Origin of the sequence: Vibrio sp. S/42/10 (assembly GCF_029890535.1) — a bacterium.
GTDB classification, from domain to species: domain Bacteria; phylum Pseudomonadota; class Gammaproteobacteria; order Enterobacterales; family Vibrionaceae; genus Vibrio; species Vibrio cyclitrophicus.
Genome location: NZ_JAKMZC010000002.1, coordinates 1 through 15010, shown reverse-complemented (window position 1 = coordinate 15010; position 15010 = coordinate 1). Strand labels below are relative to the sequence as shown.

The following is a 15010-nucleotide window of genomic DNA, read 5'->3' as shown; positions in this document are numbered from 1 at the left end:
AAGGTGGTCGAATAGACCACCTTTTTTGATTCAGAGTGTTTGAAACTAGTCTCTGTCGATGGCGAACGGCGACCATGCTTGGCGAGTCGGCATCACTTCAACGCGGTTGATGTTGATGTGATCAGGCAGCGTTGCTATATAGAACATCTGCTCTGCGATGTCTTCTGCCGAAAGTGGTGTGGTGCCTTGGTAAAGGTTGTCTGATGCCATTTGGTTACCCTTAGTTCTCACTAGAGTAAATTCTGTTTCTGCGATGCCAGGGGATAGGTCAGTCACGCGCACGCCAGTACCTTGAAGGTCACAGCGTAGGTTGTAACTAAACTGTTTTACAAATGCTTTACTTGCGCCATACACATGGCTTCCTGGATACGGCCATTGCCCAGCAATTGAGCCTACGTTGATGATTGAGCTGCCCGCACCGCTTTCAATTAACTTCGGAAGTAGAGCATGCGTGACATTGACTAATCCAGTGACATTCGTGTCGATCATAGTGTGCCAATCTTTTAAATCCACATCAGGTGCGCCTTCCGGTGCCAAGGCTAAGCCTGCATTGTTAACCAGCGCTGTAATCGATGAAAACTCAGCGGGTAGCGAATCAACTGCTTTTTTTACGGCGTCTGCGTCTCGAACGTCGAGTTGAATCACATGTACAGGCACCGTCAATTCTTCCTTTAAGTCGAGCAACCTTTCAATACGACGACCCGACAATACGAGCGACCAATTGTCTTCTGCAAAGCGTTTTGCTGCTGCTTTACCAAATCCGGATGTCGCCCCTGTAATGAACGCTATCTTATCCATAAGTAAATCCTTCTAATTTGAAATTAACATAAGTAGTGCCATGCCGATAAGGATCGGCGCGGTCGTTGTTTTTGCAGGCAAGTTAGGTACTGAGATATACAGTTTCTGCCCTAATAAATTGCCAATCACAGCCGTCGGAAGTAACCATAAGCCTGTGGTAAACGTGTTTTGGTTGAATGCACCGATCCAAATAAATCCGCTTAATGAAACAGCAGAACTCAACAAGAAAAATACAATGGCGGTTGCTCTCTGCTCTTTGGCTTCAATAGTGATATTCATTAAATACGTCACTAACGGAGGCCCGCCAGAAGAGGCCGCGGTCATACTGAAACCGGATATAGCTCCTGCCCAAAATGCGTGCCGATGGTGTAACCATGTCAGGCGAAAATCCAAAATAATCAGTGCACCAGCCACTAAAGACATCATCGCGATAAAGGTCTTCAAGCCTGATTCCGATATCGCGCTAATGAAATACAGCGAGAAAGGCACCGCAACCAACATGCCTATACACAGCGGCGCAATAAGCCGGATATTGATGGTGGTTTTACTTCGCTTGAGTAGAGGAAAGGTACTTAAAAAATCCAACAGGATAGCGATGGTTACCGCTTGTAATGGTGGAACTATAAAGCTGAGAGATAGTGCTGCAATGATCGCAAACCCAAATCCTGAATAGCCTCGAACCACACCTGCAAACAGAATCAATATCATCGCCAATCCTATTTCCACTCTTGCTCACCTCTTTGCTTTTGATATTTTGCTGCTGTGTTAATTAGCGTCCGATGAGACTTGTCTCGTCTGCCTTTCAATCTATTCACACCTAAGAATTTTGAATAGAGCCAGATCGACGATTGGATTGGGTCAGGCTGTTGGTTGGATCGGGGACGAGGTTTGAGCTGATTCACTGGCCCAAGATTTTGTTGAAACTGACACTATGAGTTGGGCCCTGTTTGGGACGAAGATTATTCCATCCGATAGCGCAGCCTTTTCAATCTCGTATTTCGCACTTTGATAGACGAGAAAGACTGAAGGAGAGGGTTGTGAATCTAGTTTTGTTTATGGAGACGATGAAATGGAAGTATCAACAGAACAGCTTGTAAACCAAGATATTATCGACCTCGACAAGAGCGTATTTCATTCTTGGTCGATTCAAGAAGCGGCAGAACCTATCGCTATCGCTGGTGGGCAAGGATGCAAAATGTGGGACTACGAAGGTAAGGAGTACCTTGATTTTAGTAGCCAACTGGTTAACACCAACATTGGTCATCAGCATCCACAAGTGATTAAAGCCATTAAAGATCAGGCTGATTCATTGGTGACCGTTGCCCCTGCGACAGCAAACCTCACTCGTGGTTTGGCCGCTAAACGTATTTTGTCTAAAGCACCAAGCAAGTTTAAGAAGGTGTTCTTTACCAACGCAGGCGCAGATGCCAACGAAAATGCAATTCGTATGGCAAGACAGTTCACAGGACGCGATAAAGTGCTTTCTGCTTATCGCTCTTACCACGGAAATACCGGTACAGCGATTGCGGCGACGGGCGATTTTCGCCGTATTCCAAATGAGTATAGCCGTGGGCACGTTCACTTCTTCAATCCATTTCTCTATCGAAGCGAATTCAACGCGGCGACTGAGGCAGAAGAGAGTGAGCGTGCCCTACAGCATTTAGAGCGAGTGATTGAATGCGAAGGACCCACAGCGATTGCGGCGATTATTCTAGAGACCATTCCGGGAACGGCGGGCTTCCTAATTCCACCGAAAGGCTACCTTATTGGCGTGCGTGAGCTTGCAACTAAATACGGTATTCAATTGATCTTTGATGAAGTCATGGTCGGTTTTGGTCGAACGGGTAAGTGGTTTGCGTTTGAGCACTTTAATGTCGTGCCGGATCTTATTACTTTCGCTAAAGGGGTTAACTCTGGTTATGTTCCGGCTGGTGGTGTGGTGGTCAGCGAACCGATCGTTGAGTACTTTAAGTCGAACTTCTTTATGGGTGGCTTAACGTATTCTGGTCACCCTCTAGCGATGGCTTCGATCGTTGCAACGCTCGATGTGATGGAGCAAGAGGGCATTGTTACGCATGCTGATAATGTCGGGAATAGCGTTCTTGGGCCGCTTCTGCTTAGTCTTCAAGAGCTGCATCCTATGATTGGTGATGTGCGCGGTAAAGGGATGTTCTGGGCGGTTGAATTGGTCGAAGATCGAGAAAGTAAAACGCCATTGAGCAATGAGAAAATGGGTCAATTGAAAGCGGAGCTAACGAAACGAGGCCTGCTAACCTTTATTGTTAATAATCGTATTCATGTAGCCCCTCCTTTGGTTATTCAACCAAGCGAGATAAAGAAAGGCGTTAAGATCATTGACGACGTTTTGTGTGAACTTGCATCTTAATTTTTCAATCGGATAACCAGTAACGAAACCAAGGCATTTTGATAAGGACTCCCCATTCTTGTTTAAGTGTCTGGCTTTTAGATTGTTATGTCGATCCTAAAAAGAGCATCAATTGATGCTCTTTTTTACGTCATTCTCTTTTTAATTCATGCTCATGGAGAGTGTCGGTAAACAGCCCTAAGTGATGCTAAATCTTCATTACTTCAGACAGCTCTTTGATGCCGGGAGCGATCAGATCTTTATCGATGGCGTGAAACCCTAATCGAAAATAAGAGTTGGGATCATATTCTGACAATGATTCATAACCCGATACCGTTTCGGTATTAGTCATAAAGTGTGAATACCCGGTTTCAATCAGTATCCCTTTCTGTGCGGCTCGTGAAGCCAGTCGCTGGCTATTAATGTGGCTCGGTGTTTGTAGCCATAATGAGTTGGCTTGCTCGCTTTGTGCGAGTCGTTTGCAATCAGGTAAATACTTTAAGACGGCATCATTGAGCAGCTTCCAACGCTGACGCGTGTTTTCTCTGAAGCGCCTCACAAAGCTGTCGTAATAGCCTTGTTCAATAAAATGTGCGACTTCCATTTGAATACGACTTGGTGCATGTCGATACATTAACCGGCGCAAGATTCTTAAGTCATAAATCAGCTCTTCGGGTGCCACGATGTAGCCTAATCTCAAGCCGGGTGCCAATAGTTTGGAAAAGCTGCTGACGTAAATGACTCGGCCATCTTTATCATTGGCTTTAAGTGCCGGTTTTGGATTCCACTCAACGTTGCACTCGGCATCGTAGTCATCTTCGATAATGATGGCATCATTGGCCTTTGCCATCTCAAGCAACTGAGTTCGACGTTCGTCACTCATGGTAACCCCAGTTGGCGCTTGATGGCTCGGAGTGACGTAGAAGTGGTCACACAGCGATGAGTGCTCATTGAGCTTTAACCCTTGCTCATCTACTTGATGAGGGTGTAACTGCGCACCTGAGAGATTAAAAATATGGTTTGCTTCTTTATAGCCGGGGTTTTCGACGCCGACTCGGCTTTGAGCATTCATCAGTAAAGTCGAAAGCAGATAGAGCGCATTCTGCGAGCCCATTGTAATTAGGATTTCATCACTTTGAGCGTGGATGCCTCGTTGTGGTAGCACCCGTGTGCGTATTTGTTCCACCAGCATATCGACGTCTTTATCAACTTTGTCACACAGCCAGCGGTGGTCATGAGGATCTGAGGTCACTTTTCTTGTCGCTTCTCGCCATTGAGCCAATGGAAAGTCATTGATTGAAGGCTGGCCAAAAATAAATGGGTATTGATAGCAACTCCAGTGCGACGGTTTGACTATTCGTGGGTATTGACTTAATTGCAGCTTCACTCGTTTGCTCCAATCCGGTGCATTGTTGCTGTCTGTTGATTCAAAATGATCCAAGCTAGAGTCAATTTCATCGCTCGGATTTTGATACTTTTCTGATAAATAATAACCACTGCGAGGTTTACTTATCAGGTAGCCATCGTCGAGCAAACTGTCGTACACCAAGGACACAGTATTGCGTGAAACACCTAATTGGCTAGAGAGCTTACGACAAGATGGGAGCGCTTGTTCAGCCGGAAAAATACCATTCAATATCGCCGTCACCAAATAGCTACGTACTTGTTCTTGCAGGCTTCTTTTGGAATCAAACTCGATGAAACAATTGTGATTTATCGCCATGAGATACAGTCCTTATTCTCAGTGAACCTCAGTCCAATTTGTATAAAAGAGCAAGAAATGAGCCAGAGTTCATATCAATTCTCAACGGTGATTTTTTACTCTGTCTCGAACCCGAAAGTTGATCTGTCTTTTATATGAAAATGGCTCTGTCCCAACCTGAAAATTAAATTGGCTCTACGTCTTAGATGCATTCCGTTCATAAAGTAAAGGCAGGCAAATAATCTCGATAAGGAAAGCACATGAGACAGGGAATGACGATGAAGGCATGGGTTTCAACGGCGACAGCAACCGTTGTGCTGGGTTGTTTTGGTGTTGCACAAGCATCAGAACTTTCAGCCATTGAAAAGCAAGGCTTTATGAAAGTGGCGACAGAAGATAACTACTCACCATTCAACTACATTGACCGAGGCAAGCCTGCGGGGATCAATAAAGATTTGCTTGATGAGCTGCGTGAATATTCAAAGTTCGATATTGAACAAGAGATCTTACCTTGGACAGGGTTGCTCGCCTCAGTATCTGCGGGTCAATACGATGTGGCGCTAACGGGCGCTATCGTGACAGACGCTCGATTGAAGGTGTTTGATTTTACGCCGCCTATTGCCTCAGCACAGCATTATTTCTTAACCAGAGCGGATGCTGACGACATCAATACGGTGGCGGATCTAGACGACAAAACGGTGGGATTACAAGCGGGTAGTGCTTTGTTAGAGCGACTGCCAGAGCTCGAAGAAATGCTCGAAGCACAAGGTAAATCTTTAGGTAAGGTCGTTCAGTACCAATCGTACCCAGAAGCGTATTCAGATTTAGCTATTGGTCGAATCGACTACGTCATCAACAGTGTGGTCTCGGTTAACGAGGTAGTGAAATCTAAGTCTAACGTCTTTAAAAAAGGTGAGGCGGTATCTGGCCCTGGTTTCGTAAGCTGGCCTGTTCCCAAAGAGAGCCCTGAGCTATTGGCTTACCTCACTGAGTTTTTCATTCACCTAGAGCAAACAGGAAAAATGGCAGAGTTGCAGAAGAAGTGGTTCGGTGAATCGTTCGAGCATCTTCCTTCGGAAGCCATCACTTCAGTAGAGCAGTATCACAAGCTAACAGCGGTCCAGTAGATCAGTAAGCACGCGCTGGCACAAACAGTTAACCGCTGTTTGTGCCGATGACAAAAGGGCTAGAGCGATTTTACCCATTTGTCATTCGCGCAAAAGCCTATTGCAATAAGTCGCTTTTTAAAGAGGTCGTTTATGGATTATTACGCTTGGGAACAGTTGCTACAGGGCGCGTGGGCTACAGCATGGATATCGGCAGTCTCGATTGTATTGGGTGTGGTTATTGGGCTAGCGATTGCCTTAATTCGAATGATGAAAATCCCATTTGTCGATCAAATGCTGGGCATCTATGTCAGTTGGGCAAGAGCAACACCTCTGGTGACTCTGGCTCTGTTTATCTTTCTTTCGTTTCCCTCATTTGGCATCAATTTAGACAAACACGTTTCTGCCATTTTAGCGCTTACACTCAACACCTCGGCATTTAATGCGGAAATTTGGCGCAATGCCTTTCTCAACTTTTCAAAAGGGCAAATGGAAGCAGCCGAGGCTATTGGTATGAGGCGGCTGACTTATTTTCGCCGAATCATGTTCCCACAAATGGTGATCATGAGCCTACCTGCACTGGTCAATGAGATGTCGTTCTTAATCAAAGGCAGCCCTGCCATCGCGGTGATTGGTATTGTTGATTTAACCCGTGTCACCAACCGAATTGCAGCGGTTACCTATGAGCCACTCGGGCCAATTCTGTGTGCGGGTGCCATATACATGTTGATTATTGGCGTGTTGGTGAAATTGCAAGCTGTGGCTGAAAACCGAGCTACTTATCTACAGCAATAAGTGCATACATCTGTAAACAGCAGCAGTACTCGCAGTTTAGCCGTTATGATTACTTGGTCAGAAACACGATTTATCTGCGTATTGAAGTGCTATCTCGTGGGTAAATATAAGGAGTAAATATGGAAGAATGGAATATTATCTGGCAACAAAAAGAGCTGTTTGCTTCTGGTTTTGTGACCACGTTTTATCTTTTTGTCTCGTCTTCAATCTTGAGTTTCGTCATAGGTATTGGTTTGTTGTACTGTCTCGAAAACTCGAGACTCGGTGTTAAGTACACCATCAACAGTTTGATCGGCATTATGCGTACCTTACCGTTTCTGATCTTAGCCTACCTGCTCTATTACGGTTTGCCTCAGGTTGGTATTCGATTGGACGCAGTGACAGCGGGAATCATAGCGCTCAGTCTCTATCATGGTACGTATTTCTGTGAGATTTTCCGCGGTGTGCGTAAAGGGTTAGAGCCTGGTTACATCGAAGCAGCGCACGCTTATGGCTTTTCTAAGCTGAAAACCTTCACCCGAGTCATCACGCCCAACGTGTTATTTAAGTCGGTTCCTCTGATCACTAACCAACTCATTATCTGCTTAAAAGACACCGCATTTCTCAGCATTATTACGGTCGCTGAAATTACTGCGGCAGCTAACAGTATTCAATCCACATATTTTATCCCATTGAATGCGTTCATCATTGCTATCGCGCTCTACTGGGCTGTGAGTATTGCACTTGAAACCATCACCAAACGAATCCAAACCAAAGTTGAACTTAGAGGGCTTAGCCATGCTTAAACAATCAGAGATTATTGAAACAGAAGCACCGATTAACCCCTCTTTGGGAGTGAGTTTGGAAGTGATTGAGTGTGAGCCACTATTGGAAGAACGAGAGACGATCATCAGCGTTGAAAACTTGTCGAAGCAGTTTGATGGAATCGAAGTACTGCGAGACATCAACCTGACTATAAAAAAAGGCGATGTGGTGAGTATTCTCGGCTCGTCAGGTTCGGGTAAGTCAACACTATTGCGCTGCATGAATTGGCTAGAGCAGCCAGAGCGCGGCACGATTTTTATGGGTGATGAACGCATTGGGATCAACTCTGAAACGGGTAAACCTCTCAAATACAAAGAGTTGGCGAAACTTAGAGAGCGCCTTGGTATGGTTTTCCAAAGCTTCAACTTATGGCCGCATCTCACCGTGTTGCAAAACGTGATGGAAGCGCTGGTTCATGTTAAGAAGATAGCGAAATCTGACGCAGAGGAGATGGCTCGTAAGCAACTTGATAAGGTTGGCATGTCTCACAAGCTAGAGAGTTATCCAAGTATGTTATCGGGTGGACAAAAGCAACGTGTCGCTATTGCTAGGGCGCTCGCGATGGAGCCGGATGTGTTGCTGTTTGATGAGCCAACCTCCGCGCTCGACCCTGAATTGGTAGAAGAGGTGTTACTGGTAATGAAGAAGTTATCGCAAGAGGGTTACACCATGGTAGTGGTGACTCATGAGATGGAATTCGCGCGTCAGGTGTCGGATCAAGTGGTGTTTCTTGAGAAGGGCATATTGATTGAAAAATCCAACCCAGAGAAGTTTTTCACTAACCCAGATTCATCAAGAGTAAGACAGTTCCTTAAGCTCGATTCATGAGCTAGATGGCTTGCACAACTTCAAGGCTCGACCGTTAAAAACTCCGACCTAATCAGTCGGAGTTTTTGTATGTGTGGGGTTCTTCTCTCAAACAGGCACAGCATTACCCAATGCTATCAATATGGATCACCACAGAATCGGGTCGCCAGTATTCCAGTTCGCAGTCCATCAACTCGCCATCTTGTTTGTAGTTCACTCGGCAGATCTTAAGAACGGGCTGCCCTTCAGCCAAATTTAACGCCTTAGCGACATGGGCAGGGGCTGAGGTAGGGACCACGTCAAAGCGAGAGCGTTGGGTCTCGTAGCCGTATTTTTCTCGGTAGATACCTGTCAGCGACATAGTGAGGTTTTCTGACAACACCTTTTCAAACAGTGGCGCTTTCAAGACGTTTTCAACGAACAGTACCGCTCTGCCATCAATAAATCGCAATCGCTCAATCACGTGTATCGGGGTGATCTGTTCTATCTCTAATGCTTTGGCATAATCGCCCGCGGCCATCTCTGTGCGGGTGCTGAGCAGTCTTGTTTCTGCGATGCGATCTTGTTCGCGAATCATCTGATGAAAGTGAGAACGTGACAGTGGGTTGTAGCGAATACGTTCGGGCGACACATACCAACCTCGGCGCTCTTCTCTGTATATCAGGCCTTCGGTTTCTAACGACACCAACGCATCTTTGAGCGTGATTCGTGTGGTGGAAAACAGCTCGCTGAGTTCTCTTTCAGATGGCAGTTTTTGCCCCTCGGTGAAGATGCCTGATCGAAGCTGTTCTCTGATGCTCGCCTTAATTCTGCCTAGCTGTGTCCCTGATTGCCCTGTTGCCAATGTTCTCATTACTGATCTAGTCCATAGGTTCGTGTGCTCAATAAGGTAAACCACGGAGTTAACAGGAATGTGACAGTAAACAAAGGCTTACTGTCATATGAGTGAAATATAACTGCCACAGAAATGCATCTGAACTGTCAAATAAGTTGCGCGAAAGCGTCACACTCCGGCGATAGCATACAAAACGAACTTACTGACCTAGTCCAGAGGGATAGAGACAATGAAAACTTTGCTTAGCCGTTCAACTGTATCGCCAGCTAAATTAATAGGTGCAACATTAATAACGGCAACACTTTCAATGCCAGCGATGGCGAAGGATGCTGATCTTGAGTCACTGGTAAAAGCCGCTCAAAAAGAAGGTGCGGTTTACAGTGTGGGTATGCCAGACAGTTGGGCAAACTGGAAAGGCACATGGGCAGACCTGAAAGCAAACTACGGTTTGAAGCATCAGGATACGGACATGAGCTCGGCACAAGAGATCTCGAAATTTGAAGCAGAGAAAAGAAACGCAACCGCAGATATCGGTGATGTTGGTTTCGCATTTGCACGTGTCGCTGTGAAAAAAGACGTAACACAGCCATACAAACCAACCACTTGGAATGACATTCCAGATTGGGCAAAGGATAAAGATGGTCACTGGGCTCTGGCTTACACCGGTACTATTTCGTTCATTTCAAACAACAACCTTGTTGAAGATGCACCAAAATCTTGGAGTGACTTACTAGAAGGTGACTACAAAGTAACAGTGGGCGATGTTGGCGTAGCAGCGCAAGCAAACAACGCGATTCTAGCGGCTGCATTTGCTAACGGCGGTGACGAGTCAAACCTAAAACCAGCGATTAAATTCTTTGGTGAGCTAGCGAAGCAAGGTCGCCTATCTTACACAGATCCAAGCATCGCAAACCTTGAAAAAGGCGAAGTGGAAGTTGCGATCATGTGGGATTTCAACGCATTGAACTACCGCGACACGATCGACCGTGAGCGCTTTACGGTAAACATTCCACAAGATGGCTCAGTGATTTCTGGTTACACCACCATCATCAATAAATACGCGAAAAACCCGAACGCGGCGAAGTTGGCTCGTGAATACATCTTTAGTGACCAAGGCCAAATTAACCTAGCAGAAGGTTACGCACGTCCAATCCGTAGCAGCGTTACGCTACCTCAATCAGTACAAGACAAGCTGATCTCGAACGAGCAATACAGCAACGTGCACCCAGTATCTGACTTCTCAGCATGGGAAAAATCAGCACGTCGCTTGCCACGTCAATGGCAAGAAAGCGTATTGATTCACCAGCAATAACCCCGCTTAACACGCCACCTGTAATGGGTGGCTTATAGTAACAAGCAATAGAGAATAGACCATGAGCAATAAGGTTATCCTTGTTGTTTTAGATGGACTGAATTATCAGGTAGCCCGTGATTGCATGGGCTACCTGAACGGCCTTCTAGAACTTAGTGACTCGAAAAACAGTAATCACAGCGTTTCCCAAAATCAACAGGGCACTTCGCAAATCATGAGCACGCAAAAAAACAAACTGCGCGCCACTCTTTACCCTGTGCAATGTGAATTGCCGTCAATGTCACGCCCACTGTATGAGTGCATTTTAACGGGAGTCCGCCCTGTCGAGAGCGGCATCGTTAACAACCAAATCGTGCGTTTATCGAATCACGAGTCGATCTTTAGCTTGGCTAAATCGCAAGGTAAAGTGACGGCTGCAGCGGCCTATCATTGGGTGAGTGAGCTGTATAACCGAGCGCCATTTGATGCTGTGCGTGACCGCTTTACAAACGATGAGACCATGAACATTCAACATGGCTGTTTCTATCACTGGGATCACTACCCAGATGAAGCCTTGTTCTTGGATGCAGAGCATCTGCGCGTTACTCATCAACCTGATTTCTTACTGATTCACCCAATGAACATTGACGACATAGGGCACAAGCACGGGCTGGATTCTCGCCAATACCGCAACAGTGCACGTGGCGCGGATATCTACCTGTCGAATTACCTTGAGAAATGGGTAGATGATGGTTATCAAGTGATCATCACCAGTGACCACGGCATGAACAATGACTTGTCTCACGGTGGCATTCTGCCCGAAGAGCGTGAAGTGCCATTCTTTGTGATTGGCGATAAGTTCACACACCAAGAATGTTCAGTGAAACAGACCGACATCTGCGGCAGCGTGTGTCAGCTACTCAACCTTGAACACGATAAGTCTTATACTCAGGAATTGTTGGCCCTATGAGCAGTTCTGTAATCACGCAGAGCGATGGCTCTGCGCTTCAACCCAAAACCAAATCTTGGTTCAAACGCTTCAAGCCCGCTTTGTGGCTTGCGCCTTTCGCCCTATTTTTCTATCTGTTCCAACTGGCACCTATGGTTTGGGTGCTGATCAACAGCTTTTTCTATGACGACGAACTCTCTCTCGAAAATTACGCTGAAGTGTTCGACTCTGCCTTTATGATGCAGGCTTTTGGCAACAGTCTATGGTTGTCGATTTGGTCGAGCATTGTTGGCTTGGCGATTGCGACTCTGCTCGTTTCTTCACTGCGCCGCGTTGATTCTAAAATCCGCGATGCGGTGATTGCGTTTACCAACATGAGCAGTAACTTCTCAGGCGTGCCTCTGTCGTTCGCCTTCATCATCATCCTTGGCACCAACGGTGCTATCACCTTGCTGCTTAAGCAGTACGGGCTATTGGGTGATTTCGACCTGTATGGCAAGTGGGGCTTGCTGGCGATTTATATCTACTTCCAGATCCCATTGGCGGTGTTGTTACTCTATCCAGCGTTTGATGCTCTGAGTGACGACTGGCAAGCTGCCTCAGCACTGCTTGGTGCGAAAACTTGGCAATACTGGACTAAAATTGCGCTGCCTGTGCTATCTCCTGCCTTGTTTGGCACCTTTATCATCTTGATTGCCAATGCGATTGGTGCGTATGCGAGCGTGTATGCGTTGACCTCGGGCAACTACAACGTGATTACGATTCGAATCGCGAGCTTAGTATCGGGCGACTTGTTCCTAGAACCCAACCTAGCTGCCGCAATTTCCGTAATTCTGATGGCGATGCTGGCCTTCATCACCGTGATTAACCAATGGCTGATCAGCAAAAGCTACGTAGGGAAGAGAAAGTAATGAACACCGTAAATACTCGCTTTCATAAAACGGTTGTCTATTCGATTGTCGGCATCATGATGATCCCGATCTTAGCGACCTTTATCTACTCGATCTCTTCTCGATGGGGCGCAACGATCCTGCCGGATGGCTTCACGTTAGATTGGTATATCAACCTGCTGACGGATCCTCGCTTCTTGCAAGCCTTTGGTCGTTCACTGTTTATCTGCGTGGCGGCGCTGTCATTGAGTGTGGTGTTGGTTCTGCCTGCTATTTTCGTGGTGTTTTACTATTTCCCGAAACTCGACAAGGTGATGAATATTCTCATCTTATTGCCGTTCGCTGTGCCACCTGTGGTGTCATCGGTGGGTTTACTTCAATTGTATGCAGACAGTGAAATCTCACTGATAGGCACACCGTGGATTCTGATTGGTACTTACTTCACCATCGCGCTGCCATTCATGTACCGTGCGATTGCCAACAGCTTTGAAGCGATTAACTTACACGACTTGATGGACGCTGCTCACCTGCTCGGCGCAAGCACTACCAAGGCGTTTTTATTGATTATTCTGCCAAATCTTAAGAAAGGCTTAATGGCGTCGTTGTTCTTGTCGTTCTCGTTCCTATTGGGTGAGTTCGTGTTTGCCAATATCTTGGTCGGTACACGCTACGAGACACTGCAAATTTACCTATACAACATGCGTCAAACCAGTGGTCACTTCACGTCAGCCCTTGTGATGACGTACTTCCTGTTTATTTTCTTACTGACTTGGTTGGCAAGTCGTTTCAGCCAGGGAACAAAATAATGAGCTATGTAAATGCGAAAAACCTCACCAAGAGCTTTGGTGACAACACAGTGTTTGAAGACATTGAATTTTCTATCGAGAAGGGCGAATTTATTACTCTGCTTGGCCCGAGTGGCTGCGGTAAATCAACGCTGCTGCGCAGCTTGGCAGGCCTGAATCCTGTTGATGGTGGCGAGATCTGGGTCAACGGTGAAGAGATTACTCACCAAGTGCCACAACAGCGTGGTATTGGCATGGTGTTTCAATCTTATGCGTTGTTCCCGAACATGACGGTTGAGGGCAACATTGCGTTTGGCCTCAAGATGAAAAAGCTTGCTGCTGACGAGATTAAGCGCGAAGTCGCCAAAGTGATTGGGCTGGTGGACTTAACGGGCAAAGAGAAATTCTACCCGCATCAGCTATCAGGCGGTCAACGTCAGCGTGTCGCTTTGGCAAGAGCCTTGGTAGTTAAACCACGTATCTTGTTGTTGGATGAGCCGCTTTCAGCGCTGGATGCGAAGATCCGTAAACACCTGCGCCAGCAGATCCGAGATATTCAAAAAGAGATGAACCTGACCACGATCTTCGTTACTCACGATCAAGAAGAAGCGATGATCATGTCTGACCGTATCTTCTTGATGAATAAAGGTGAGATCGTGCAAGCCGGCACACCTGAAGAGATCTACACTCAACCAGCCAATGAGTTCGTAGCGGGTTTCATGGGGCACTACAACTTGGTACAAGCGAACAAAGCCAAGCAATTGTTCGATATTGAAACCGAATGGAAGGTGGCGATTCGACCTGAATCTATCTACGTTAAAGAGCAGGGTCGACAATATGGCGAACATATCTCTGCGCCAAAAGCCGGTACCATTCGCAACCACCAGCTCTTGGGTAACGTGATTCGATATCAAGTGGACGTTGATGAGTGTGAATTAACGGTCGACCTACTTAACCGCTCCTCTGAACGACTGTTGGCAAACGGCAGCCAACTTGAACTCCTGTTTAACCTTAACGAAATTCAACCTGTGAGAGCCTAAGATGTTCAAACCTTTGTATGTATTTGATATGGATGAAACGCTGATCAATGCTGACGCAGCGATGCTTTGGAATGAGTTCTTGGTTGAAAAGGGTATTGCCACAGCGCCCAACTTTATTGAAGAAGATAAGCGCTTAATGGGTCTGTATTCGGAAGGCAAACTGAACATGGAAGATTACCTCACGTTTTCCATGCAACCTTTAGCCGATATGCCAACAGAGCAAGTCACAGCATTGGTCGAAGAGTGTGTTGAGCACTATATTTTGCCTAAACAGTTCAAGCAGTCGAAACCTTTGATTGAGCAGCTAGAGAATGATGACATCGACATGTTGATCATCTCGGCTAGCGTCACTTTCCTAGTAGAAGAGGTCGGTCGCAAGATTGGTATCGAGAACGCACTCGGTATCGATTTGGTCGAAAACCAAGGCCGTTTCACGTCTCAGATCTTTGGCGTACCAAGCTACCGTGAAGGCAAAGTAACGCGTTTGAAAGAGTGGTTAGACAATCAAGAAACCAACTACTCAGATATCCACTTTTATACCGATTCAATCAACGACTTACCTTTATGCGAACACGCGGACTTTGCTTACTTGGTGAATCCATGCCCTCGTTTGAAATCACTGGCTGATCAACCGAATTGGTCGATTCTCAACTGGGATTAACGCTGATCCCATCTTTGAATTATGTTCGCTTTAGAACGAAAAAGCCGCTGATGAATGAACTGACCCCCAATAGTTGGACACCAATTATTGGGGGTCTTTTTATGTCCAAATATAGCCGAGAGCTAAAATGTATCATTGCTAGGCAATACTTAGATGGCACGTCATCTCTCTACTTAGCAAAA

General features: G+C 46.2%; 15 protein-coding genes and 1 pseudogene. 12 read left to right on the top strand and 4 right to left on the bottom strand.

The window, feature by feature from the left end; all coding sequences use genetic code 11:
- Window positions 1-45: 45 nt before the first annotated feature.
- Together L8S15_RS02455 and L8S15_RS02450 are read right to left on the bottom strand one after the other, a co-directional pair.
- The gene (locus L8S15_RS02455) at window positions 46-798 is read right to left on the bottom strand and encodes an SDR family NAD(P)-dependent oxidoreductase (protein WP_010432215.1); all 753 of its coding nucleotides are present in this window, start codon (window positions 796-798) and stop codon (window positions 46-48) included.
- A gap of 12 nt (window positions 799-810) precedes the next feature.
- Window positions 811-1506, bottom strand: a complete 696-nt coding sequence (locus L8S15_RS02450) for a sulfite exporter TauE/SafE family protein (protein ID WP_010432216.1) — start codon at window positions 1504-1506, stop codon at window positions 811-813.
- A gap of 361 nt (window positions 1507-1867) precedes the next feature.
- Here L8S15_RS02450 and L8S15_RS02445 point away from each other — a divergent pair, with 361 nt between their 5' ends.
- On the top strand, window positions 1868-3184 hold the full coding sequence (locus L8S15_RS02445) for an aspartate aminotransferase family protein (RefSeq protein WP_010432218.1): 1317 nt from the start codon (window positions 1868-1870) through the stop codon (window positions 3182-3184).
- Window positions 3185-3371: 187 nt separating this feature from the next.
- Here the strand turns inward: L8S15_RS02445 and L8S15_RS02440 are convergent, their stop codons facing one another.
- Window positions 3372-4886: a PLP-dependent aminotransferase family protein gene (locus tag L8S15_RS02440; RefSeq protein ID WP_016767933.1), complete on the bottom strand. Its 1515-nt coding sequence runs from the start codon at window positions 4884-4886 to the stop codon at window positions 3372-3374.
- A 239-nt stretch (window positions 4887-5125) separates the two neighbouring features.
- Here L8S15_RS02440 and L8S15_RS02435 point away from each other — a divergent pair, with 239 nt between their 5' ends.
- From L8S15_RS02435 to L8S15_RS02420, 4 genes are all read left to right on the top strand, one after another.
- Window positions 5126-5992: a transporter substrate-binding domain-containing protein gene (locus L8S15_RS02435; RefSeq protein ID WP_280571955.1), complete on the top strand. Its 867-nt coding sequence runs from the start codon at window positions 5126-5128 to the stop codon at window positions 5990-5992.
- Between the two features lie 132 nt (window positions 5993-6124).
- Entirely contained in the window at window positions 6125-6766 is a 642-nt protein-coding gene (locus L8S15_RS02430) for an amino acid ABC transporter permease (protein WP_010432242.1), read from the top strand.
- A 119-nt stretch (window positions 6767-6885) separates the two neighbouring features.
- Window positions 6886-7551, top strand: a complete 666-nt coding sequence (locus L8S15_RS02425; protein ID WP_016787468.1) for an amino acid ABC transporter permease — start codon at window positions 6886-6888, stop codon at window positions 7549-7551.
- Window positions 7544-8398 (top strand): amino acid ABC transporter ATP-binding protein, encoded by an 855-nt coding sequence (locus tag L8S15_RS02420; protein ID WP_016798628.1) that lies wholly within the window; start codon window positions 7544-7546, stop codon window positions 8396-8398. The genes L8S15_RS02425 and L8S15_RS02420 overlap by 8 nt, the downstream gene beginning before the upstream one ends.
- 103 nt (window positions 8399-8501) lie before the next feature.
- Here L8S15_RS02420 and L8S15_RS02415 read toward each other — a convergent pair whose 3' ends face one another.
- Window positions 8502-9230 (bottom strand): UTRA domain-containing protein, encoded by a 729-nt coding sequence (locus L8S15_RS02415; RefSeq protein ID WP_016798627.1) that lies wholly within the window; start codon window positions 9228-9230, stop codon window positions 8502-8504.
- Between the two features lie 211 nt (window positions 9231-9441).
- Here L8S15_RS02415 and L8S15_RS02410 point away from each other — a divergent pair, with 211 nt between their 5' ends.
- The 7 genes and pseudogenes from L8S15_RS02410 to L8S15_RS21820 all read left to right on the top strand — a co-directional run.
- Complete coding sequence (locus L8S15_RS02410) at window positions 9442-10524, top strand: ABC transporter substrate-binding protein (RefSeq protein ID WP_010432253.1); 1083 nt, start codon at window positions 9442-9444, stop codon at window positions 10522-10524.
- A gap of 61 nt (window positions 10525-10585) precedes the next feature.
- Window positions 10586-11473, top strand: coding sequence for an alkaline phosphatase family protein (locus tag L8S15_RS02405; RefSeq protein ID WP_010432256.1), 888 nt, complete (start codon window positions 10586-10588; stop codon window positions 11471-11473).
- A complete protein-coding gene (locus tag L8S15_RS02400) occupies window positions 11470-12363 on the top strand; it encodes an ABC transporter permease subunit (RefSeq protein ID WP_010432260.1) in 894 nt (297 codons plus the stop codon). The genes L8S15_RS02405 and L8S15_RS02400 overlap by 4 nt, the downstream gene beginning before the upstream one ends.
- Window positions 12363-13148, top strand: coding sequence for an ABC transporter permease (locus L8S15_RS02395; protein WP_004732591.1), 786 nt, complete (start codon window positions 12363-12365; stop codon window positions 13146-13148). Before L8S15_RS02400 ends, L8S15_RS02395 begins: the two co-directional genes overlap by 1 nt.
- Window positions 13148-14167 carry an ABC transporter ATP-binding protein gene (locus tag L8S15_RS02390; RefSeq protein ID WP_016793257.1) on the top strand — a complete coding sequence of 340 codons (1020 nt, stop codon included), beginning with the start codon at window positions 13148-13150 and terminating at the stop codon, window positions 14165-14167. The genes L8S15_RS02395 and L8S15_RS02390 overlap by 1 nt, the downstream gene beginning before the upstream one ends.
- Window position 14168: 1 nt before the next feature.
- Window positions 14169-14828, top strand: coding sequence for an HAD family hydrolase (locus tag L8S15_RS02385; protein WP_016785450.1), 660 nt, complete (start codon window positions 14169-14171; stop codon window positions 14826-14828).
- Window positions 14829-14929: 101 nt separating this feature from the next.
- Window positions 14930-15010, top strand: a pseudogene (locus tag L8S15_RS21820) (helix-turn-helix domain-containing protein); the annotation flags it as partial.